This window comes from Bradyrhizobium sp. BR 10261 (assembly GCF_019455395.1).
Taxonomy (GTDB): Bacteria; Pseudomonadota; Alphaproteobacteria; order Rhizobiales; family Xanthobacteraceae; genus Bradyrhizobium; species Bradyrhizobium manausense.
In genome coordinates this window covers 171737-192698 of sequence record NZ_JACOFQ010000011.1, presented here as the reverse complement: position 1 = coordinate 192698, position 20962 = coordinate 171737, and the positions used below count along the sequence as shown (strand labels likewise).

Here is a 20962-nt window from a genome sequence, read left to right as displayed (position 1 = left end):
TGGCAAGGAGAAGGGAATGCACTATCCTGTCTTGGTGAATCCCCGCAAGCCTTCATTGAGCAGGATGCCCATGAAGAAACCGAAAAGGGCGACCGCTGTGAAGGCCAAAAAGGGCCGGAAAACCAGCGGGCGCCGAACGAAAGCTGCAGCCAAGCGGGCTGCGGCTGCCGCGCCGCGTCGCGTGACCGCTATCGGCGCCAAGGAGGCCGGCAAGGACAGCAGCAAGGCGACCATCCGCAACCTGCGGACCAAGCTCGCGCAGGCGCTTCGACGCATCGCCGAGCTCGAGGCTGCAGCGGACACCGATTTCCTGCTCGACATTCCCAACCGGCGCGGCTTCGAGCGCGAGCTCCAGCGCGCCATCGCTTACATGAAGCGCTACCGTGCCAGCGGTGCGCTGATCGTGCTCGACGTCGACCGGCTGAAGCCGATCAATGATTCCTTCGGCCATGCTGCCGGCGACGAGGTGCTCAAGGCGATTGCGAACACGCTGACGCGACAGATCCGCGCGTCGGATGTGGTCGGCCGTCGCGGTGGCGATGAGTTTGCTCTGCTGTTGTGGAATCTCAGCGAGACCGACGCCAAGGCGAAGGCTGCCATCCTGGAGCAGGCGATCGACGATTTGTCGTTCACCTTTCGCGGGCAGCACGTGACCGCGGGCGCCTCCGCCGGTGTCGCGCTGCTCGGTGCGCACTCAGATGCTGCTCGTGCGCTGGAGGAGGCCGATGCCGCCATGTATGTGCGCAAGGCGCACCGGCGCCACGAGCCGGGGATCAGCTAGCGCATGATCCGACCCGAAGGGCCGCTTTAGCGCAAAGTGTGCAGCGGTTTTCCGAAGAGATCATGCTCAAACAATAAGACTCTACAGTGTTGCGAGATCTTCCGGCACGTTGCCGAATTTGCGCAGCAGCGTGGCATCGCCGAATTCACCGGTCATGGGATCGCCGCTGCGACTGAACGCGACTGCGCCGATATGGCCGGTGCCGCGTGCTAAGGCTTCGGCGCGCCGCAGCGCGGCCGTAGGGCTCTGGCATTCTTCTGCCGCGCCCGCGACAGGCGATCCGTCGGCATCGATCAGGAAGGGCATTGCAACGTAGTAGGTCACATCTGACATGGCGTTGCTCCAATGGTGGGGTCTTAGGCGGCGCTGCTCCTGCTGCGCGAAGCCTCCGGAATGCAGCCGGCGGAAATCGCCGCCTGCAATTCTTCCAGCTCGGCTTCCAGATATTCGTTGGCCATGATCAGCGCTTTGATGGTGCTGCGCAGGTTGCCGTCGCACATCGCGATCGCCTGATCGCAGGCCTGTTCATAGTGGCTGTGGTCGAGAAGGGCTGGGACTGACATCGGCGGTGTCCTTGCGGGTGTCCTTGGGTATTAGCTGTGGGCGTTAGCCTTGGGTGTTAGCCTTGGGCGTTAGCCTTAGGTGTTCTTGGGGCGGTGGGATTGATGTTCTTCTTTTGTTCTTTTTGAGTCAAGTGGATTCACGTGGCGGCAAATCCGCGACCGCTCACGGATCAGGCAATGATGTCAGGGGTAATCTGGTCTTCGATGAACGCGATACGGTCCCGCAACAACAGCTTGCGTTTCTTCAACCGCTGCAACCGCAACAGGTCGGGGGCAGGCGATTGATGCAGTGCATCGATCGCCGCGTCGAGATCTCGGTGTTCCTGCTGCAACCGGGTGAGCTCGGCTTCGAGTTCACGCTCGTCTTCATGGGTCATGTCTGCGGTGGCCGAAAACCGAAAGGCTTGAGATCAAGGCTGTGGATGCCCTGTGGAAATTATCGTCCTTGCGCGGCGTGATCGCAAGCGATCTGCGGCCCTCCTGCACCCCTCTCCCGCAAGATATTTCGACGATTCGGGAAGCGCGCGGCGCAAGCACATTGATATCATGGATTTTTCGACGCGCGGTTCCTTACTCACGCTTCATTACATATGAATTTTCAAAAATGACCGTCTAACGACGGATACATATCGACAGAACGAATCGCTGATGTACACTTGCGCGTCCGGATCGAATCCAAGGTTCACCCCTACCGAGGAGGTTTCGAATGACAATTCAGGCACATCTGGTTGAATTGGAACGGAAGCACAAAACTCTCGAAAACGAATTGCACGAAGCGCTCGTGCACCTTTCAACAGACGACCTGCAAATTGTTGAGTTGAAGCGCCGCAAACTGATGGTCAAGGACCAGATTGAACGACTGAAGCAGACCGGCGACACGCTTCACTAGTAACCCCCGTAACAGCGTCAAGTTTGATCGTATCCTTTCAGGCAGGGACGAAAGCCTTTGCGCTCGTCCCTGCGGCAAGGTGCGCACCCGCGCGATCATCGTCGTGCAGCGGGTTTTATTTGGACGCGTTTTCTTGACGCGAACCGATTTTCACTTCGCGCGCAAGCGCTCTCTCAAGCGCGATGAGATTGGGTTGAATCGTCATCGCGCTTTAGCTCTTTGTTTGAGCATGATCTCCGCGCAAACGCGTTCCGCTGATGTCGCGAGGGAAAACCGCTTCACGCTATTCCGGATCGTGCTCTAGATTTCCGCGAGCTCTGCGACGTGGTCCGCGATCGCGAGCGACGACGTCAGTCCCGGCGATTCGATGCCGAACAGATTGATCAGTCCTGCGACACCATGGTCGCGCGGACCCTGCATGAGAAAATCCTGCGTTGCCACCGCCGGCGGTACGATCTTGGGGCGGATGCCCGAATAACTCGGCATCAACGCGCCATCGGGCAGCGTCGGCCAGTATTTGCGGATTGCAGGATAGAACCGCTCGGCGCGCGACGGATCGACCTCATAGTCGATCGTCTCGATCCATTCGACATCGGGGCCGAATCGCGCCTGTCCTGCCATGTCCAGCGTCAGATGCACCCCAAGCCCGCCGGGTTCGGGCACCGGATAGATCAGGCGCGAGAACGGCGCGCGCGCATTGCAGCTGAAATAATTGCCCTTGGCGAGATAGGCCGGCGGAATCCGGTCGATCGGCATGCCGTCGATGTGGCGCGCTACTGATGTCGCCGACAATCCCGCGGCATTGACGAGCAGGTCGCATTGCAACGTCATCGGCGCTTCGCCGCCGGCTTCGAGCTCGATCACGCCCGCCTCCGCCTTGGCGCGGATCAGCGGCGTGTGAAACGCAAAGGCCGCGCCCGCCTCCTCGGCCTCACCCCGCAGTGAGAGCATATAGGCATGGCTGTCGATGATGCCTGTCGACGGCGACAGCAGGGCGGCGTCGCAGGCCAGAGCCGGCTCCAGCGCGCGCGCGGCCTCGCCGGACAGCAACTGCATGTCGAGCACGCCATTGGCCTCGGCATGCGCCTTGATCGATTGCAGCTTCTCGGTTTCATTCGCATTGGTCGCGACGATCAGCTTGCCGCAGTTCTTGTGCGGAATGCCGCGCTCGTCGCAATAGCGATACAGCGCATGCTTGCCGCTGACGCACATGCGCGCCATCCAGCTTCCGGCACGGTAGTAGATCCCGGCATGGATCACTTCGCTGTTGCGTGAGGAGGTCACGGTGCCGATGGCCTCGGCTTCCTCGAGCACGATCACCTCGCGCCCGGCCTGTGCGAGCCTCCTTGCCACCGCGAGCCCGATCACGCCGGCTCCGACGACGACGCAATCCACCCTATCCATGGCGATGCAGAAGTCCCGACGAAGGTGGTGCCGATGGTTCCGGTTTGCCTGGGAAACGCGCTGCGCGGGCGTTATCCGTTAAGAAAGCATTTATCATGTCAGGGCAATTGCCGTATTTCACGTCACATTTTTCTGTTGGGCCTACAGGCGTTTACCCGATCCAAACCCGTGAAGCCAGACAATCCGCAGTTGAAATTGCGGGTGGCCGATGGCTGAGAAGAACTGGCAGGAAGGCAGCATGCTTCCGATTGCTGTACAGGCCCTCGTGTGCCTGACCAGCGCGGTCGCGCCTTCGCGTGCCTATGCCAACGGATTCGTTTCGCTCAACCAGCTTGGCGATGTCGATCCCATTCTGGTCTGGGAAGCCCTGATCGGCGGCGTTGTCGTCTGCGCGTTCCTGGTTGCTATCGCGCTGTGGATCCACTCCGCCCAGCGCCGGAGCAACCGTTCGCAGTTGCGGCGCAACGCCTTCATCTCCTCCGCCATGAACAATCTCAACCAGGGCGTGGTGATGACGGATGCGCAGCGGCGCATCATCTTCTGCAACGACCGCTATCTCGAAATCTACGGTCTTGCGCGCTCGGACCTGTGGACCGGCATGACCGGCTACGACATCCTCGGGTTGCGCCGCAAACGCGGCGTTCTTGGCGTTTCTGACGATGAGTTCTACGAGAAGGCGGCGAGTCCTAATGGCCTGGTCACGGAACTGTCCGATGGCCGCGCCATTCTGGTTAAGTACTTCGTGCTGCCCAATGGCGGCTCGGTGGCGACCCATCTCGACGTCAGCGAGCAGCGCGCACTCTCGCGGCAGCTCGCCTCGACCAAGCAGTTCCTGGAAACGGTGCTGGACAACGTTCCGGCTTGCGTCGCCGCGAAGAACATCGAGGACGGTCGTTATATCTTCGCCAACCGGGCCTATGAGCACTTCTGGGGCTTTTCGCGGGACCAGGTCGTCGGCAAGAATGCGCGCGAGCTGTTCGGCCTGAAATCGGCTGACAGCATCGAGGCGACCGATCGGGCCGCATTGCTGGCGCCCGGAGGACAATATCGCAACGAATTCGAGGTCGAGGTCGACGCGGCCCGGCGCAAGGTGGCCTCGATCCGGATCGTGGTCCGCAACGAGAGCAACAAGCCGGAGTTCCTGCTGATCGTGTTCGAGAACATCACCGATCGGCAATCGCTGTCGATGGAGCTGGAAAGCACCAAGAAGTTCCTCGAGCTTGTGGTCGACAACATTCCGGTGGCGTTGATCGTGGAGCAGGTCAAGGACGGCCGCTACCTGCTCGCCAACCGCAGCGCCGAGACGATTCTGAACCGCCGGCGCGAGGAAGCCACCGGCCTGACTGCCTCCGACATCTTCAATGCCAAGGAAGCCAAGCTGATCATCGCGCGCGACGAGGCCGCCATCAAAAAACGCGGGATGATCACCGAGGAGCATCCGATCTCCACCAAGGACGGCTTGCGCCTGTTCCTGACCCGGCGTGCCACCGTGCTCAACGATTCCGGTGAGCCGCAATATCTGATCAAGACCCATGAGGATGTCACCAACCGCCGGCAGACCGAGTCGCGGATGGCGCACATGGCCTACCACGACGGCCTCACCGATTTGCCGAACCGCGCTGCCTTCCTTCAGGCGCTGACCCAGATGATCGAAGCCTGCGAAGGCACCGACGAGGAGTTCGCGGTCCTGTGCGTCGATCTCGACGGCCTCAAGGAGGTCAACGACGTGTTCGGCCATGCGCTTGGCGACAAGCTGTTGATCGAGGTGGCGCAGCGGCTGCAGGACACAGCACGCGGCGGCCTGGTGGCGCGCCTGTCCGGCGACGAGTTCGGCCTGATCATCGACGGCAAGCAGCCCGACGCGGGCCTCACGCTGGCGCAGCAGCTTGACGAGGCGCTCGCGCCGGAATTCCACATCGACGGCCGCGCGGTCCGCGCCGGTATCACCACCGGCATGTCGGTCTTTCCGCACAATGGTCCCGATGGTGCCTCGCTGCTCGCCAATGCCGGCGCAGCTCTGTTCCGCGCCAAGCAGAAATCGCGCGGCACGATCAGCCTCTACCAGCCCGAGATGGACCAGCAGATCCGCGACCGCCGCGTGCTGCACCAGGACCTGTCAAAGGCGATCAAGAATGGCGAGCTTTCGCTGGCGTTCCAGCCGCAGGGCATCGCGCGCAACAGCGTTGCCGAGAGCGAGATCATCGGCTTCGAGGCCTTGGCGCGCTGGCAGCACCCGGTGCGCGGCCAGGTCTCGCCGGCCGAATTCATCCCGATCGCGGAAGAAAGCGGCCTGATCGTCGAGATGGGCGAATGGATCCTGCGCGAGGTCTGCCGCGAGGCGGCGTCGTGGCCGAAGCCAATGCAGGTCGCGGTCAATCTGTCGCCGGCGCAGTTCATGCACGGTGACGTGGTCGGTCTCGTCCATTCGATCCTGATCGAGACGGGGCTTGCGCCCGGCCGGCTCGAGCTGGAAATCACCGAAGGCGTGCTGATCGAGGACTTTGATCGCGGCCTGGCGCTGCTGCGCCGTCTGAAGGCGCTGGGCGTTCGTATCTCGATGGACGATTTCGGCAGCGGTTATTCCTCGCTGAGCTATCTCCAGGCCTTCCCGTTCGACAAGATCAAGATCGATCGCGCCTTCATCATGAATCTCGGCCGCAACCCGCAATCGGCGGCGATCGTTCGCGCCGTGATCGATCTCGGCCACGGCCTCGAAATGTCAATCATCGCCGAGGGCGTCGAGACGCTCGATCAGCTCGCTTTCCTTGCCAAGGAGGGCTGCGACGGTGTGCAGGGTTATCTGCTCGGCAAGCCGCTGCCCATCGGAAAATATGCCGACCTCGTCGGCCGCGGCGAGGCCATGGAGCTTGCGCTCAAGACCGGCTAGTGGTGGCGGGTACTTGGCTCGCTCCCTTTCACGGTTTCATGGCGGATTACGACCTCGCGATCATCGGTGGTGGCCTGAACGGTGTCAGCCTTGCCCGTGATGCCGCCGGCCGCGGGCTGCGGGTGATCCTGATCGAGCAGGGTGATCTCGGCGGTGCGGCCTCATCGGCGACCCCTCGGTTGATCCATGGCGATCTGTCGGTGCTGGAGCGGCGCGGCTTGTGGCGCGTCCGCCGGGCACTGGCCGAGCGCCGGATCTGGCTGCGGATCGCGCCGCATCTGGTGCGGCCGATGAGTTTTGTGATCCCGGCCCATGCCGACGAGCGTCCGCCCTGGCTGCTGCGGGCGGGCCTGTATGTTTATGACGCCCTGGCGAACCGCGACGGCCTTCCGGCATCGACGACGCTCGACATCACGCATCATCCGGTCGGTAACGCGCTGAAGCGGCCGTTCGGCATTGCCTTCGCATACGCCGATTGCGTCGTCGACGATTCGCGCCTGGTGGTGCTCACGGCACTGGATGCCGCCGAACGTGGCGCCGCGATCCGGACCGGGGCGCGTTGTGTCCGGGCCGACAGGACCGATACTTGGCGGCTCGCTGTCGTCGATCGCGGTCATCGCCGCACGATCACGGCCCGCGCGCTGGCCAACACCAGCGGCGCCTGGACGTCGATGGTCGCGGAGACCGTGCTGCGGCTGCCGCAGCCGGCCATGGCGGCCGTGCAGATGAGCCAGATCATCGTGCCCAGGTTGTTCGAGTCCGACAATGTCTATGTGTTCCAGAACAACGATGGCCGGCTGATCTTTGCCAGCCCATTCGAGCGCGACTTCACGCTGGTCGGCACCGTCACCCATGATTTCACCGGCGATCCCGCCATCGTCGCGATGCCGGGCGCCGATGTCAGCTATCTCTGCGAGGCCGTCAACCGCTATTTCCGCGAGCGCATCGCGCCGACCGACGTGGTGCGCACGGTCACCGGCGTCAATTTGGTGCCTGCGTCGGCGCGGCGACGCGACGGCACGACGTTGTTCCACGCGCGCCGGCGCAAGGCACCGCTGCTCACGATGTTCGGCGGCGCGATCACGACCTCGCGCTTCCGCGCCGAACGGGCGGTGGCGCTGATGACGCCGTTCTATCCGATGTCGCGGCCCTGGACTTCCGGCGCAGCCTTGCCGGGCGGCGATTTCGCCTGGGATCGCTTCGAGACCGAGGTCGATCTCGCGTGCCACCGCTGGCGCTTCCTATCGGAGCCGCAAGCCCGGCGCATGGTTGCCGCCTACGGCTCGCGATTGCCTGATGTGCTGGGCGAGGCGAAGACACGCGAAGAGCTCGGCCCAAGCTTCGGCCCCGACCTGACCGGCGCCGAGGTGCGCTATCTCATGGCCGCGGAATGGGCGCGCTTTCCCGAGGACATCCTGTGGCGCCGCTCCAAGCTCGGCCTGACCATGCCTGCCGCGGACCGTGATGCGCTGGCTGCGTTCATGGCGAACCCACCTCGAACCGGTTGAGCGGTAGCCCGGATGGAGCGAAGCGCAATCCGGGAAAGTCTCCGAGCCGATGAACTGCCCCGCTGGCGCTCCATCCGGGCTACGGGGCATCAATGGAAGTTACCGCCCGAACCGGTTGAGCAAAGGACGATCCGCCGCTAGCGTGCGGCGGCATTGGGGTTGGCAGGGCCTATGACTGACGAATTGCCGAGAAGGGATGCCGGGGCGAAAACGGCAGGAGATGCGCATCCGGCCGCGGGCGAGCCGCTGCTGCGCATCGAGGACGTGGCCAAGACGTTCGGGACATTCCGTGCGGTCGACGGCGTGTCGCTCGAGATCAAGGCCGGCGAGTTCTTTGCGCTGCTCGGCCCCAGCGGCTGCGGCAAGACCACGCTGCTGCGCATGCTCGCGGGCTTCGAGGCCCCGGACGAAGGGCGCATCCTGCTCGGCGGCAAGGACATCGCGCAGGCGCTGCCGCATGAGCGTCCGATCAACATGATGTTCCAGAACTACGCGCTGTTTCCGCATCTGTCGGTGCGCGACAACATCGCCTTCGGTCTCAAGCGCGCCAATATGGCGCGGTCCGGCATCGCGACGCGCGTCGCGGAGATGGTCGCGCTGGTCAAGCTCGAGGGGCTGGAGAAGCGCAAGCCGGACCAGCTCTCCGGCGGCCAGCGCCAGCGCGTCGCGCTGGCCCGGGCGCTGGCGCGCCGGCCGCAGCTTCTGCTACTCGACGAGCCGCTCGCAGCCCTCGACAAGAAGCTGCGCGAAAACACGCAAGGCGAGCTCATGGAGCTGCAGCGTCGGCTCGGCATGACCTTCATCATTGTCACCCACGACCAGGAAGAGGCGATGACGATGGCCAGCCGGATCGGCGTGATGAAGTCAGGCAAGCTTGCGCAGGTCGGCGCCCCGCGCGATCTCTACGAGGCGCCGCGTTCGCGCTGGATCGCGGAGTTCGTCGGCGACATCAATCTGTTCGACGCCGAGTCCAAATTGCGCGACGGTCATCGCCTCGTCGTCGGCACGCGCGATGCCGGCGCGCTGGTTGTCGCCGAGCCGCGTGAACCGGTCGGCGAAGGAAAGTTCTCGGTCGCGATCCGTCCCGAGAAGGTCAAGCTGTCGCGTCGCGGCCCGGTGAGCGAGGCCGGCCACGCAACGGCGATCAACCGGCTCGACGGCGTGATCGCCGACGTCTGCTATCTTGGCGGCACCACCACCTACAAGGTGAAGCTTGATACCGGTGGAATGCTGCAGGCCTCGGTCGCCAACAGTGCGCGCCTCGATGTCGATGCCTATAGCCTGAACCAGCAAATCGTCGCCTGGTTCACGCCCGATGACTGCGTGGTGCTGCCGTCATGAGCGCGCGCCGGATTTTCGCGCGGCCGGCGCGCTTCGCCGCGATCGCGCCTTATGTCTGGATGGTGCTGTTCTTCCTGGTGCCCTTCGGCTTCGTGCTGAAGATCAGCCTGTCGCAGACCGCGATCGCGCAGCCGCCTTATGAGCCGGTGTTCGACCTGACGGCAGGGTGGACCGCCATTCATGCAGCCTTTGCTGCGCTCTCGATCGACAATTTCAAGCTGCTCGCCTCCGACGACATCTATGTGTTCGCCTATCTGCGCAGCCTGACCGTTGCCGTGGCGGCGACCGCATTGCTGCTCCTGATCGGCTATCCCATCGCCTATGGCATGGCGCGACTGCCAAAACGCTGGCAGGCGGTGGCGATGGTGCTGGTGATCGTGCCGTTCTGGACCTCGTTCCTGATCCGCATCTATGCCTGGATCAACATCCTTCAGCACGACGGCCTGCTCAATCAGATCCTGCTTGCGCTGCACCTGGTCCATCAGCCGGTGGTGTGGCTCTCCACCGACACCGCGATGTATATCGGCATCGTCTATTCCTACCTGCCGTTTATGATCCTGCCGCTCTATGCCACGCTCGCCAAGATGGAGCCGGTGCTTGAGGAAGCGGCGGGGGATCTCGGTGCGCCGCCCTGGCAGGTGTTCTGGCTCGTGACCTTCCCGCTGTCGCTGCCCGGCGTCGGCGCCGGCGTGCTGCTCTGCTTCATCCCTGTGGTCGGCGAGTTCGTGATCCCGGATCTGCTCGCCGGCTCCAGCTCGCTGATGATCGGGCAGACGCTGTGGCTCGAATTCTTCACCAACAAGGATTGGCCGGTGGCCTCAGCCGCGGCGATCGTGCTGCTCGTCGTGCTGCTGCTGCCGCTTCTGCTCTATGAGCGGCTGCAGCGTCGGCAGCTTGAGGAGCGGTGAGATGCGCAAATTCACCCGCCTGTCCCGCTTCAATATCGCCTCGCTCGCGCTGGGGCTCGCCTTCCTCTATCTGCCGATCCTCATCCTCGTCATCTATTCCTTCAACGCCTCGCGCCTGGTGACGGTGTGGGGCGGCTGGTCGCTGCGCTGGTATCGCGAGTTCTTCGCCGACCGCGCCATGATCGAGGCGTCCTGGATGAGCCTGCGCGTCGCGGTCGCCTCCGCGACCATCGCCACGCTGCTCGGCACGCTGGCCGCGGTGGCGCTGTCGCGCGGCGAGCGCTTTCGCGGCCGCACGCTGTTCTCCGGCATGCTCTATGCGCCGCTGGTGATGCCGGAGGTGATCACGGGATTGTCGCTGCTGCTGCTGTTCGTGGCGCTGGACGCCGAGCGCGGCTTCTGGACCGTGACGATCGCGCACACCACACTGACGATGTGTTTCGTCGCCGTCGTCGTGCAGTCGCGCCTCGGCTCGCTCGACCGCTCGCTGGAGGAGGCGGCGATGGACCTCGGTTGCGCGCCCGTGCGCGCCTTCCTGTCGGTGACGCTGCCGCTGATCGCGCCTGCGATCGTCGCCGGATGGATGCTCGCCTTCACGCTCTCGCTCGACGACCTCGTGATCGCGAGCTTCACCACCGGCCCCGGCTCGGCGACGCTGCCGATCCGGATCTATTCCGAGGTGCGACTTGGTGTGAAACCGGAGGTCAATGCGATCTGCACGCTGGTGATCGCCCTGATCGCGGTCGTCATCGTCCTCGCCTCGCTCGCTTCAAAACTGTCGAGCTCGCAGGGCGAGAGCGCTGCGCCTCTGTAGAAGGATATTGGTCATGATGTTCGCCTACCAAATCCTGATCCACACCCCGCTTTGGGTGTGGATCCTGCTGGCCTATCTGGTCTGGCAGGGCATCAAGTCGATGCAGCCGCGCAAGGCGCCGATCTGGCGTGCATTGATCGTCCCCGCCGTCTTCATCGTCTGGGGCGTTTCGAGGATCGGTTTCGGACATCAGGACAGCCAATGGCCGCTGGTCGCGTGGGTCGTCGCAGCGATCGTGCTGCTGCCGCTCGGCGTGCTGACACCGCGTCCGTTCGATGTCGATCACAAGACGGGAGAGATCATCCGTCCAGGCAGCGCGTTCGCGCTGATTCGCAATCTCGTCGTGTTCACCCTGCAATACACGGTGAGCGTGATCTCCGCCATCGACGCAGGCGACCGGGCGCTCGCAATCGTCGTCGGCCGCGCCATCTCTGGCGCGACCGCCGGCTATTTCTTCGGTTCCATGATCGCGCTGCTGCTCGCCTATCGCGGCAAGCGCGCCCAGGATGTCTAGGACTTCACCGCACCCGCCGTCAGCCCGCCCACCATGTAGCGGCGGAAGGCGTAATAGACCGCGGCCGGCGGCAGCGCGTAGATGAAGCCGGTGGTCATCAGCAGCTCCCAGGGCGAATCGTCTGCGGCGAGGAAGTTGCCGAGCGCGACGGGGAGCGTGATCTCGCGGTCGTTCGAGAGCAGCAGGAACGCGTAGAGATATTCGTTCCAGGCCAGCAGCACCGCATAGGTGCCGATCGCGACCAGCGAGGGCATCATCAGCGGCAGATAGACCAGGCGGAAGATCTGCAGCGTTGTCGCGCCGTCCATCACCGCGGCTTCGTCCAGCTCGACCGGGAGCTTGTCGGAAGCCTGTTTCAGCACCCAGATCGCGTAAGGCGAGGCGATCGTCACCATCGCCAGGATCAGCGCCCAGTGATTGTTGAGCAGGCCGTAATTGCCCATGGTGCGATACATCGGCACGGCGAGGAACGCCGCGGGAATGAAGTAGGTGAACAGCGCAAGGTTCAGCACTATGCGCCCGCCAGGCACTTTCAGCCGCGAGATCGAGAACGCCGCAGCCGTGGCGATGAACAGCGTCAGCACCCCCACAGCGGCCGCGATCAGCGTCGAATTCCAGAACTGGACGTAGAAGTCGCGCAGGAAATAGTGCTGCTGCCTGAACACGATTTCGAAATTGTGCAGCGTCGGATGATCCGGCCACAGCTTGCCCGAGAACGCGTCTTCCTTCGGCGAGATCGCGAACAGGAACATGTGATAGATCGGAATCATCGTCCAGAGGAAGACGGGAATGCCGATCAGCAGCAGCCGCGCTTCCGTCGCGACGTCACGGAGGGAGGGAAGCTTCATCGCGACAACCGTTTCATCATGAAGTAGACGAGCGGCAGGACGAACGGCATCGCGCAGACGATGGAGGCCATCGCGAGCGAGAGCTGGTCGAGCCGGAGATAGCGGATACCGAGCGTCGACAGCACGTGCGTGAGGTCGGCCGGACCACCGCCGGTGAGCAGATAGACGCTGTTGAAATCGCCCAGCGTCCAGATCATCGAGAGCAGCGTGCAGGTGACGTAGAGCGTCTGCATCGACGGCCAGGTGATGAAGCGGAATTTCTGCCACCAGTTCGCGCCGTCGACTTCGGCGGCCTCGAACAGGTCCTGCGCGATCGCAAGGCGCCCGGTGATGAGGATCAGCGTCCAGAACGGCAGCGACTTCCAGATGTGCACGCCGATCGCCATGGTCAGCGCCACGGTCGGGTCGTTCAGCCAGTTCGGGCCGTCATCGCCGGTGAAGGCGAAGATGTAGTGATTGATGATACCCCATTCGGGGTTGAGCATGAAGCGCACCGACAGGATGGTCGGAATCGACGGCACCGCCCAGGGCAGGATGAAGATCACCGAGAGCCATTTGATCCAGGTGCGCTGCTGCGCGAAGAAGCCGGACAGGAACAGCGCGATCAGCATCTTGATGTTGATGCCGATGACCAGGAAGATCAGCGTGTTGACCGCGGCGCGCGCGAAGATCGGATCGTTGTAGAGCGCGACATAATTCGACGGCGCCCGCGCCAGCCACAGCCCGTAGCAGACGGGATAGACGACGAAGGCGAGGAAGACGAGCAGATAGGGCGCGAGCAGCACGATGCCCCAGACCTGCGCGGTGGTCAGCCGCGACGTCAGGGGTGGGGCGGGGATCGCCTGATCGCCAGAGAGCGTAATCGCCATTCTTTTCGGACTCTTAAAAGAGAAGCCGGCCGCGAAACGCGACCGGTGTTGTTCTTACACCTCTCCTCGCAAAGCGGGGAGAGGGACCTGCAGGACTTAACCCGCGACCTGCTTGATGCGGGCGATCAGTTCGTCGACCGCCTTGTCGACCGGCACCTTCTCGCTGACCACCCGGTTCATCGCCTTGGCCCACACGTTCTCGTTGTTGAGGATCGTGAACTTCCAGTTTTTGGTGAAGTCGAACGGCGCAGTGCCGCCGGTGAACTGCGCGTGCACGGCCTTGCGGTGCTTGTCAGCCTGCCAGAACGGGCTTTCCTGGCTCGCCTTGGTGACCGGGAACCAGCGGCCCAGAGCACCCTCGATATACGGACGGACGTTCTCTTCCTGGAGCAGGAAGCTGATGAACTGCTTGGCCTCGGCCTTGTTCTTGGCCGCGGTGAAGACCAGCCCGGTCTTGACGTCGGAGCGGTAGCGGATGGTCGAACCGTCAGGCGCCTTCGGGAAGGACGCCGTGATGATGTCCTGCTCATAGGCCTTCTTGCCGGCGTCGCGCTGCTCCTGAGTGAGAGCCTGATTCTGCGAATCCTCGTACCATTTCGCCGCAATCGAGATCGTGAAGTTATGGGTCATCACGATGGTCTTGTTGTGGAAGGCGACGTTGTTGTCCGGATCCTTCCAGGTCGTCGAGGACGGCGGCGTGCAGCCCTTAATGTAGGTGTCGGTGTAGTCCTTCATCGCCTTGATCAGGTTCTCGCGAACCTTGGGATCATCGACGGTGAGCTTGCCGTCATCGTCGACCAGCTTGACGTGATAGGCGTCCATGAAGGTGTAGAACGACTGGAAAGCGTCGGTGGATTCAACGCCCATCGGCTGGCCGACGGCATAGATGCGCTGGCCGGTAGCCTTGCGGATCGCCGGCTGCACCTTGTCGCACCAGAAGCTCCAATAGCCTTCCCAGTCATTCGGAATGTCGCTCTGCTTGAAACCGGCCTTCTCCAGCATGTCGTTCCAGATCTGGACGTGCATGCTCTGCTGCTTCAGCGGGAAGCCGTAATAGGCCTTCTTCTTGGCGACGTCGTTATAGAGGATCGACGCATCCAGCGTATTCTGCACGAACCGATCCTTGATCGGCTCCATGACGTCGGTGAGGTCCTCGAGCTTGCCCTCATAGGCCCACTTGCCCTGCACCTGCACGTCGTAGCTGTCGGAATAGGCGACGTCGGGCACGGTGCCGGCATCGAGCGCCGCGACGGTCTTCGGAATCATGTCCTGGATCGCGTACTGCGACAATTCGACCTTGATGCCGGTCTTTGCTTCGAATTTCTTGATCGTCTCGGCGAGCGCTTCGTCCTCGGACTTGTAAAAGCCCTTGACCCACCAAACCGTAATCGCCTTCTGCTGCGCAAAGGCGGGTGCGGCGGCTGCAAACAGCCCAACTGCAGCGACCGCGAGTGACACTGCGCCAATAACCTTGGATCTCACGTTTTTCTCCCTCAAACGGCCGGTGTTTTAACCGGTCGGATAAAACACTAGCCCATGGCCGCTATCCGATCTAGCGGCATGTTGTCAGACCTAGGTCGATGGGTGCCGGGCGCTCGGAGATGCTTAACGCCGCATCGATCCAATCGCTGCATCAATTTGCCCCGATCAATTCGCCTGATGCGCTCCGGCCTCGACGGACCATCCGCGCGCGACACAGAAGCTGCCAGGAAAGACCTGCCGGCTTGTATTCGTTGTCAGCACTCGGCGCAACGCGACGGCCGGCCGGCGCACCGCGCCGAGGGAGGTTAAGAAACAGGGAATCGATCGCGGAACCCTGGTCCGAGGGGCCGATCGTGCGTCGCTGCACTCAGCGCTTTCCTTTCGGGCCGGTCGAAGCGGCATTCGAGCGTGCCTCGGTGGAGCGGGGCTTGTCGTGTCCACTCGTCCGGGACGGTGAGCGCCACGCCTCGAGGAGCATCTTGAGAAATTGGCTGGCATGAGGTGACAGCGTCGCGCCGCGCCTGCGCACAATACCGATCGTCCGCAACACCTCCGGCTCGATCAGCCTGATGGTGCGAATGATCGGATGACCGGCGGCGGGTGTCGCGAGCCTCGGCAACACGGCGATACCCAGTCCCTCTTCGACCAGGCCGAGCGAACCGGAGAGGTGAGCGACCTCATAGGACCAATTCAGCTGCAGACCCTGTCGCGCCAGCGCATTGTCGATCAATGCGCGATTGCCGCTGTTGCGGCCAACGGTGATGACCCGGTGCGAAACAATCTCCGACCAGCTTACCTGTTTGCGTGATGCCAGCGGATGATCATGACGGCAGGCCAGGACGAAAGGATCCTCGAGGAGTTTCTCAAATTCGATTTCGGCATGCGAAGCTCCGATGAAATTGATGCCGAAGTCGACTTCCCCGCGCGCGACCGCCTCCAATCCCTCATTGGCACCGATGTCCAGAATCCGGATGCGAATGCGCGGATACGCTTCGGCAAACCGGCCGATCGCACGTGGCAGGAAGTAGAACACCGCCGTCGGCACCGCAGCCACCGAGACCAGGCCCGAACTTCGTGCGCCGATATCATGGATGGCGAGTACGGAGGTCTCGAACTCGTCGATGAGGCGGCGAACCTTCGGAAGGAGGTCGCGGCCGGTCATGGTGAGATTGACGTGACGCGTCGAGCGTTCGAGCAAGGGCGCACCGAGGCTTTCTTCCAGCTTCTGAATGCGTCGGCTGAGCGCCGGCTGAGACAGGTTCAGCGCCTTGGCAGTCCGCACGAAGCTCCCCGTCTCGGCGACGGTGATGAAGGCCTTGAGGTCGAGCAGCTCCGCATTCATGGCCGGTCTCCTATTATACCGATTAACGCATTAATTGTTCATATATTTGCATTTTACAGAAGAGTTGCAAAGGAGGATGGTCGGTTCGCGGCAAAGACGTCGTCGAACGGAACAGCTTCATGAATGATCAGATTGCCATCCCCTGTGTGGTCATGCGCGGCGGCACCTCGCGCGGGCCGTTCTTTCTGGCAAGGGATCTCCCCGCCGATCCGAGGGCGCGAGATGCGGTCCTGCTATCGGTCATGGGGGGCGGGCACGATCTTGGAATCGATGGGATCGGCGGCGGCAATGCCGTCATCAACAAGGTCGCGATCATCGGGCCGGGGTCGGTGCCCGGTGCCGACGTCGATTATTTGTTTGCCCAGGTGCGGGTTCGCGAGGGGATCGTCGATACCTCACCCAATTGCGGAAACATGCTGGCTGCGGTGGGACCGTTCGCGATTGAAGCGGGCCTGGTGACCGCCGCCTCAGAGCGCACCCATGTGCGTATCCACAATGTCAACACCGGCAAGCTGATCGATGCGACGGTTGCCACGCCCCGAGGGCAGGTGACCTACGAGGGCGAGGCGCGGATCGACGGTGTACCGGGAACGGCTGCGCCCATCGAATTGTCATTCCCCAACGCGGCCGGCGCACGCACCGGTCGCCTCCTGCCGACGGGACGACCGGTCGATCGCATCGACGGCATCGACGTGACCTGCATCGATGCGGCCATGCCGGTCATGCTGGTCCGCGCGGCGGATTTGGGCTGCAGCGGCCGGGAGGCACCTTCGGATTTCACCGACAGCCGCTTCCGCGCACGTCTCGAGAACTTGCGCATCGAGGCCGGTCGCCTGATGGGTTTTGCAAATTCAGCGGCAATGGTGATTCCGAAACCTGTCCTGATCGCGCCCGCAAGCGAGGCGACGCTGAACGTCAGGTACTTCATGCCGCAGGACTGCCATAGCGCGCTGGCGGTGACCGGCGCCGTCGCGATCGCGACCGCCTGTGTCACGCCCGGAACGCTCGCCGCAGACATGGTGGGATCGCTCGCGCCGCCGGTGCCGATCACGCTGGCCCATCCTTCCGGCCAACTCGTGGTTCGGCTGGAGCCCGGGCCGGTGGCGCGGGTGCAGCGGACGGCCCGGCGAATTTTCGAGGGGCACGTCTTCGCCCGCCGAGCGCACCTGCCTCAGTCGGTGCTGGCGGCCTGACGCCGGACTGCTCTTAGAACTTCAAGAATCAGACCAAGGGAGAAACGAGAATGCAGATGCAAGCGCTGGCTGAGCCCGCGAACGCCGAGCCGCGAAAGCCATTCTACCGGATTCTCTATGTCCAGGTGCTGATCGGCCTGACGCTGGGCGTGCTCACGGGCCATCTCTGGCCTGAATTTGGTGCCGCGCTGAAGCCCCTCGGAGACGGCTTCGTCAAGCTCGTCAAGATGATGATCGCGCCGATCGTATTCTGCACCATCGTGAGCGGCATCAACAGCATCAGCGATTCCCGGGAGGTCGGCCGCACCCTGGTGAAATCCATGGCGCTGTTCTACCTGCTGACCGTGCTCGCCTTGCTCGCAGGGCTGATCGCGGTGTTGCTGATCCAGCCTGGCACGGGCATGCATGTGTCCGTCAATACGCTGGATCCGTCGGTGGCTGCGAAATTCACCAAGCAGGCAACCGCGACCGGGTTCGCCGATTTCATGCTGCACATCATCCCGCATTCGTTCTTTGGCGCCTTCGCCGACGGCGAAGTGCTGCCGGTCCTGCTGGTCTCCATCCTGATCGCCTTTGGCCTGAGCCGTGCCGGCGACGGCGGTGCCGTCGTGACGAAGGCGATTGAATCGTTCTCACAGGTTCTGTTTGTCTCCTTCGGCTTCATCATGAAGCTCGCTCCGCTCGGTGCTTTTGGCGCCATGGCGTTCACGGTGGGCCGCTATGGCATCCGCTCGATCGGCTCACTTGGGCTGCTGATCCTGACATTCTATGTCGCCTGCTCCGTCTTCGTGGTCGTCGTGCTCGGGACGCTGGCGCGGCTGAATGGCTTCAGCCTGTGGAGGACCATCCGCTACTTCAAGGAAGAGCTGCTGATCGTGCTCGGCACGTCATCGTCGGAGCCAGCGCTGCCTGGCGCGTTGCGCAAGCTGGAGCAGCTCGGGTGCCGGAAAGGGGTGTCGGGGCTTGTGCTGCCGATGGGCTACTCCTTCAATCTGGACGGCAGCGCCATTTATCTCACCCTGGCGTCGATCTTCATCGCGCAGGCCTGCGACATCCATCTGTCCTGGGGACAGATCGCGGCGATGCTCGGACTGATGCTGCTGACGTCCAAAGGGGCGGCCGGCGTCACCGGCAGTGGCTTCGTCGCGCTTGTCGCAACTCTCACCGTCATGCCGGATTTGCCTGTGACCGGCGTAGCGCTGCTCGTCGGCATCGACCGCTTCATGTCGGAGGCGCGGGCACTGACAAGCATGATCAGCAACTGCGTCGCGGCCATCACCGTTTCGCTGTGGGAAAACGCCTGTGATCGTGAGGTGTTGGCCCGTGAACTCGGGCAGCGCGGCACTCTCGACGTCGCGGTCGGCTCCGCGATGGGGGGAGCAAAAGGGATACAGGAGAACGAGAGTTGGATTTCGACGGCGAAATCCGCCGCTTGATGTCGCCTCGGATGAACCGGTCGTCCTGTTCAAAGGCAGCCCGGCGGCGTAAAGCGCGATCACGATTCATCCCGATCGCATCGCGCTTTAGTTGGACTTCGCGTTTTCCTTGGCGTTCTCCGCCGTCGGCGAACCCTCCGGCGCCTGCCGCTTGCCGCCGGTGATGCGTTGCTTCAGGAGGTCGAGGAACGGAGATGCCGCTGGCGACTGCCGGATCAGGGCTTCGGGGTCGGGGAAGATCAGCGGATCGTCCCACGGACCCTGCACCATGAAGGGCAGTTGAAAGCCCGATGTCGTGTTCAGGCTCGCCACACCCTTCATATCGTATTCGCGCGTCGGCACCGACGCGGTGCCGGTCAGCGTGATCTTCGCCGCAGGTCCCTCGATGCGGATGTCCTCGGCCGTGGCGATCCCGTCGGCGAATTTCACTGCGATGGTGAGGTTGTCGTAAGGCGTCGAGCCGTTGCGGAAATTGCCGCCGCCGGACAGCGGCCGGCGCTCGAGCCGCTTCAGGAGCTGCTCGGCGTTGAAGCCGGAGATGGCGCCGTCGTGCCCGGTCACGCTGGCGGTGCCGTCGAGCGACTGCACGAGGCCAAACGGGCTCGAGCCGGAGGCGACGAGAGACACGTTGACGTTGCCGCGGCCGGACAGCTTGTTGAGGCCGAACAGTTCGGTAGCGCAGGCCTGAAGGTCGACGTCGGTGAACTGGAATTGCGCCTTGATGTCGGCAACCGTGTCAGCGCGCGAGATGCCGAACGAGCCCTTGGCGATGCCGCCATAGACCTGGGCCTCGCCGACCGAGAGCGCCAGCGTGCCGTTGCGCAAATTGGCACCGATCGCGGTGCGGCCGAGCTTGGTCGGGCCGACCGTCAGCTTCGCCGCCGAGAGGCGCATGTCGAGGTCGGTGCTCGACAATCCGTTGAGATCGAACAGCTGCCTGTTCCAATCGCGCGCGCCGCTCGCGAGCAGGCGGAAGGTGGAGATATAAGGCGTGAAGTCGAGCGCGTCGGCAGCGAGCGTCGCCTGCAGAGTCTGCCGGCCGTTATTGACATAGGTCATGACGCCTTCGGCGGCGTTGCCGTCGAGCTCGACATTGACGTTGGTCAGCGCGATTGAGGCGCCAACGACATTGGCGCGGGCCTTCAGCGCGAAGCGGCCGAAGCCCCCGCTGCCGGGCTGCGGCTGGCCGGTCCAGCGCAGCGCGTTGCGCAAGGACGGGCTGTCGATGGTGAGCGTGCCCTCCATCATCGGGCTGGTGCGATTGGCGACGCTGCCGTCGAAAGCGAGCTTGAGCGGGTTACTTGCGATCCGCGCCCTCAGGCCGGAGCGCTCGCCCGAGAGCGCCGCGACGAAATCGGCAAAGCTGATCGAGCCGTCGACGCGTTCGCCGCGCCAGTCGAACTGCCCGGTTGCGGCGAAGGAGCGCGAGATCGAGGGCCAGGCCAGCGACAGGTCGATGTCCTCAAACTTCTCGGTGGCATTGGTGGCGACGTCCAGATAGTCGAGCAGGCCATCCTGGATCCTGATCTCGGAAAATGAGACCTTGTTGTCGACGCCGGGCTTCATCGTCCGCGCAATGGTCTGGATGAACGGTGTCCAGTTGCTCTCGCCGTCCGGCTTCAGGCTGACATGGATATGCGGCCGCAGCAGCGTCAAGTCGGCGATCTCGAACCGTTGCAGCAGCAGCGGCAGCAGCCGAAGGTTGGCGGTGAGCACGTCGACATGGAGCGCGGGATCGGTGGTGCCGCCGCCCTTGAGGCCGACGTCATGGAAGGAGATGTAGCTCGCCGGCAGCACGGAAATGTCGATGTTACCCGCCACGCTGAGCTCGAGCCCGGTGACGTCGCGGATCTGCGCTTCGACCGCCTTGCGCAGCGCGTCGCGGTTGATGAGCCAGGAGGTCGCGATCAGGGCGACCAGCACGACGCCGAGCAGCGCCGCAATCGGCGTCCCGAGGCGCTTCATTCCTTGGGCCATGGTCAATGGCATGTCCTGATCGGGTTGGTCGTTTGAGCTAGTTAAGGCGGGCCGGGAAACCTGCGCGCCCCGCGCCCAAGATCCTGTCCAAGTCCTGTTATGTTAAGTGCCGCAACTTGATGGGTTTTCTTGTCGCTTTCAAGGCCGCGGACGGTTCTGCCCACGGCGTGGGCAGCTTCTAGCACCGCCTCTCGGAACGGAGAACC

General features: G+C 63.2%; 19 protein-coding genes. 10 read left to right on the top strand and 9 right to left on the bottom strand.

The window, feature by feature from the left end; genetic code table 11:
- The first annotated feature begins 70 nt into the window (after positions 1–70).
- Positions 71–781, top strand: a complete 711-nt coding sequence (locus HYH07_RS15575) for a GGDEF domain-containing protein (RefSeq protein ID WP_220003284.1) — start codon at positions 71–73, stop codon at positions 779–781.
- A gap of 81 nt (positions 782–862) precedes the next feature.
- Here the strand turns inward: HYH07_RS15575 and HYH07_RS15570 are convergent, their stop codons facing one another.
- The 3 genes from HYH07_RS15570 to HYH07_RS15560 all read right to left on the bottom strand — a co-directional run bounded on the left by HYH07_RS15570 (position 863) and on the right by HYH07_RS15560 (position 1721).
- Positions 863–1114 (bottom strand): hypothetical protein, encoded by a 252-nt coding sequence (locus tag HYH07_RS15570; RefSeq protein ID WP_220003283.1) that lies wholly within the window; start codon positions 1112–1114, stop codon positions 863–865.
- 23 nt (positions 1115–1137) lie between these two features.
- Complete coding sequence (locus tag HYH07_RS15565; protein WP_057757315.1) at positions 1138–1344, bottom strand: hypothetical protein; 207 nt, start codon at positions 1342–1344, stop codon at positions 1138–1140.
- 170 nt (positions 1345–1514) lie between these two features.
- A complete protein-coding gene (locus tag HYH07_RS15560) occupies positions 1515–1721 on the bottom strand; it encodes a YdcH family protein (RefSeq protein ID WP_018641547.1) in 207 nt (68 codons plus the stop codon).
- A gap of 329 nt (positions 1722–2050) precedes the next feature.
- Between HYH07_RS15560 and HYH07_RS15555 the strand changes: the two genes are divergently transcribed.
- Positions 2051–2233: a YdcH family protein gene (locus HYH07_RS15555; RefSeq protein WP_057757317.1), complete on the top strand. Its 183-nt coding sequence runs from the start codon at positions 2051–2053 to the stop codon at positions 2231–2233.
- Between the two features lie 300 nt (positions 2234–2533).
- Here HYH07_RS15555 and HYH07_RS15550 read toward each other — a convergent pair whose 3' ends face one another.
- Entirely contained in the window at positions 2534–3637 is a 1104-nt protein-coding gene (locus tag HYH07_RS15550) for an NAD(P)/FAD-dependent oxidoreductase (RefSeq protein WP_220003282.1), read from the bottom strand.
- Between the two features lie 208 nt (positions 3638–3845).
- On the opposite strand from HYH07_RS15550, the gene HYH07_RS15545 reads away from it, so the two are divergent.
- The 6 genes from HYH07_RS15545 to HYH07_RS15520 all read left to right on the top strand — a co-directional run bounded on the left by HYH07_RS15545 (position 3846) and on the right by HYH07_RS15520 (position 11609).
- Positions 3846–6524 (top strand): EAL domain-containing protein, encoded by a 2679-nt coding sequence (locus HYH07_RS15545; protein WP_220003281.1) that lies wholly within the window; start codon positions 3846–3848, stop codon positions 6522–6524.
- Between the two features lie 38 nt (positions 6525–6562).
- Positions 6563–8032, top strand: coding sequence for a glycerol-3-phosphate dehydrogenase (locus HYH07_RS15540; protein WP_220003280.1), 1470 nt, complete (start codon positions 6563–6565; stop codon positions 8030–8032).
- 171 nt (positions 8033–8203) lie between these two features.
- Entirely contained in the window at positions 8204–9373 is a 1170-nt protein-coding gene (locus HYH07_RS15535; RefSeq protein ID WP_220003279.1) for an ABC transporter ATP-binding protein, read from the top strand.
- Positions 9370–10281 (top strand): ABC transporter permease, encoded by a 912-nt coding sequence (locus HYH07_RS15530; RefSeq protein ID WP_220003278.1) that lies wholly within the window; start codon positions 9370–9372, stop codon positions 10279–10281. Before HYH07_RS15535 ends, HYH07_RS15530 begins: the two co-directional genes overlap by 4 nt.
- Before the next feature lies 1 nt (position 10282).
- A complete protein-coding gene (locus tag HYH07_RS15525; protein WP_220003277.1) occupies positions 10283–11095 on the top strand; it encodes an ABC transporter permease in 813 nt (270 codons plus the stop codon).
- Between the two features lie 13 nt (positions 11096–11108).
- The gene (locus tag HYH07_RS15520) at positions 11109–11609 is read left to right on the top strand and encodes a DUF6622 family protein (RefSeq protein ID WP_220003276.1); all 501 of its coding nucleotides are present in this window, start codon (positions 11109–11111) and stop codon (positions 11607–11609) included.
- On the opposite strand, the gene HYH07_RS15515 is transcribed toward HYH07_RS15520, so the two are convergent.
- From HYH07_RS15515 to HYH07_RS15500, 4 genes are all read right to left on the bottom strand, one after another.
- Complete coding sequence (locus tag HYH07_RS15515; RefSeq protein ID WP_057757332.1) at positions 11606–12457, bottom strand: carbohydrate ABC transporter permease; 852 nt, start codon at positions 12455–12457, stop codon at positions 11606–11608. The two genes, HYH07_RS15520 and HYH07_RS15515, sit on opposite strands and share 4 nt — an antisense overlap.
- Positions 12454–13326: a carbohydrate ABC transporter permease gene (locus HYH07_RS15510; RefSeq protein ID WP_220003275.1), complete on the bottom strand. Its 873-nt coding sequence runs from the start codon at positions 13324–13326 to the stop codon at positions 12454–12456. Before HYH07_RS15510 ends, HYH07_RS15515 begins: the two co-directional genes overlap by 4 nt.
- A gap of 96 nt (positions 13327–13422) precedes the next feature.
- Positions 13423–14808 carry an ABC transporter substrate-binding protein gene (locus tag HYH07_RS15505; RefSeq protein ID WP_220003274.1) on the bottom strand — a complete coding sequence of 462 codons (1386 nt, stop codon included), beginning with the start codon at positions 14806–14808 and terminating at the stop codon, positions 13423–13425.
- A gap of 367 nt (positions 14809–15175) precedes the next feature.
- On the bottom strand, positions 15176–16150 hold the full coding sequence (locus HYH07_RS15500; protein ID WP_220003273.1) for a LysR family transcriptional regulator: 975 nt from the start codon (positions 16148–16150) through the stop codon (positions 15176–15178).
- Between the two features lie 119 nt (positions 16151–16269).
- Here HYH07_RS15500 and HYH07_RS15495 point away from each other — a divergent pair, with 119 nt between their 5' ends.
- Together HYH07_RS15495 and dctA are read left to right on the top strand one after the other, a co-directional pair.
- The gene (locus HYH07_RS15495) at positions 16270–17343 is read left to right on the top strand and encodes a 4-oxalomesaconate tautomerase (protein ID WP_220003272.1); all 1074 of its coding nucleotides are present in this window, start codon (positions 16270–16272) and stop codon (positions 17341–17343) included.
- Positions 17344–17393: 50 nt separating this feature from the next.
- On the top strand, positions 17394–18779 hold the full coding sequence (gene dctA / locus HYH07_RS15490; RefSeq protein WP_220003271.1) for a C4-dicarboxylate transporter DctA: 1386 nt from the start codon (positions 17394–17396) through the stop codon (positions 18777–18779).
- A gap of 87 nt (positions 18780–18866) precedes the next feature.
- Here the strand turns inward: dctA and HYH07_RS15485 are convergent, their stop codons facing one another.
- Entirely contained in the window at positions 18867–20756 is a 1890-nt protein-coding gene (locus HYH07_RS15485; protein ID WP_220003329.1) for an AsmA family protein, read from the bottom strand.
- Positions 20757–20962: the final 206 nt, after the last annotated feature.

Excerpts from the sequence above, each read along its gene's own strand:
- HYH07_RS15560 (WP_018641547.1), bottom strand. The coding sequence starts at position 1,721 with ATGACCCATGAAGACGAGCGTGAACTCGAAGCCGAGCTCACCCGGTTG.
- HYH07_RS15520 (WP_220003276.1), top strand. The coding sequence starts at position 11,109 with ATGATGTTCGCCTACCAAATCCTGATCCACACCCCGCTTTGGGTGTGG.
- HYH07_RS15530 (WP_220003278.1), top strand. The coding sequence starts at position 9,370 with ATGAGCGCGCGCCGGATTTTCGCGCGGCCGGCGCGCTTCGCCGCGATC.
- HYH07_RS15550 (WP_220003282.1), bottom strand. The coding sequence starts at position 3,637 with ATGGATAGGGTGGATTGCGTCGTCGTCGGAGCCGGCGTGATCGGGCTC.
- HYH07_RS15525 (WP_220003277.1), top strand. The coding sequence starts at position 10,283 with ATGCGCAAATTCACCCGCCTGTCCCGCTTCAATATCGCCTCGCTCGCG.
- dctA (WP_220003271.1), top strand. The coding sequence starts at position 17,394 with ATGCAGATGCAAGCGCTGGCTGAGCCCGCGAACGCCGAGCCGCGAAAG.
- HYH07_RS15500 (WP_220003273.1), bottom strand. The coding sequence starts at position 16,150 with ATGAATGCGGAGCTGCTCGACCTCAAGGCCTTCATCACCGTCGCCGAG.
- HYH07_RS15575 (WP_220003284.1), top strand. The coding sequence starts at position 71 with ATGAAGAAACCGAAAAGGGCGACCGCTGTGAAGGCCAAAAAGGGCCGG.
- HYH07_RS15535 (WP_220003279.1), top strand. The coding sequence starts at position 8,204 with ATGACTGACGAATTGCCGAGAAGGGATGCCGGGGCGAAAACGGCAGGA.
- HYH07_RS15510 (WP_220003275.1), bottom strand. The coding sequence starts at position 13,326 with ATGGCGATTACGCTCTCTGGCGATCAGGCGATCCCCGCCCCACCCCTG.
- HYH07_RS15545 (WP_220003281.1), top strand. The coding sequence starts at position 3,846 with ATGGCTGAGAAGAACTGGCAGGAAGGCAGCATGCTTCCGATTGCTGTA.
- HYH07_RS15540 (WP_220003280.1), top strand. The coding sequence starts at position 6,563 with ATGGCGGATTACGACCTCGCGATCATCGGTGGTGGCCTGAACGGTGTC.
- HYH07_RS15495 (WP_220003272.1), top strand. The coding sequence starts at position 16,270 with ATGAATGATCAGATTGCCATCCCCTGTGTGGTCATGCGCGGCGGCACC.
- HYH07_RS15485 (WP_220003329.1), bottom strand. The coding sequence starts at position 20,756 with ATGGCCCAAGGAATGAAGCGCCTCGGGACGCCGATTGCGGCGCTGCTC.
- HYH07_RS15570 (WP_220003283.1), bottom strand. The coding sequence starts at position 1,114 with ATGTCAGATGTGACCTACTACGTTGCAATGCCCTTCCTGATCGATGCC.
- HYH07_RS15565 (WP_057757315.1), bottom strand. The coding sequence starts at position 1,344 with ATGTCAGTCCCAGCCCTTCTCGACCACAGCCACTATGAACAGGCCTGC.
- HYH07_RS15555 (WP_057757317.1), top strand. The coding sequence starts at position 2,051 with ATGACAATTCAGGCACATCTGGTTGAATTGGAACGGAAGCACAAAACT.
- HYH07_RS15515 (WP_057757332.1), bottom strand. The coding sequence starts at position 12,457 with ATGAAGCTTCCCTCCCTCCGTGACGTCGCGACGGAAGCGCGGCTGCTG.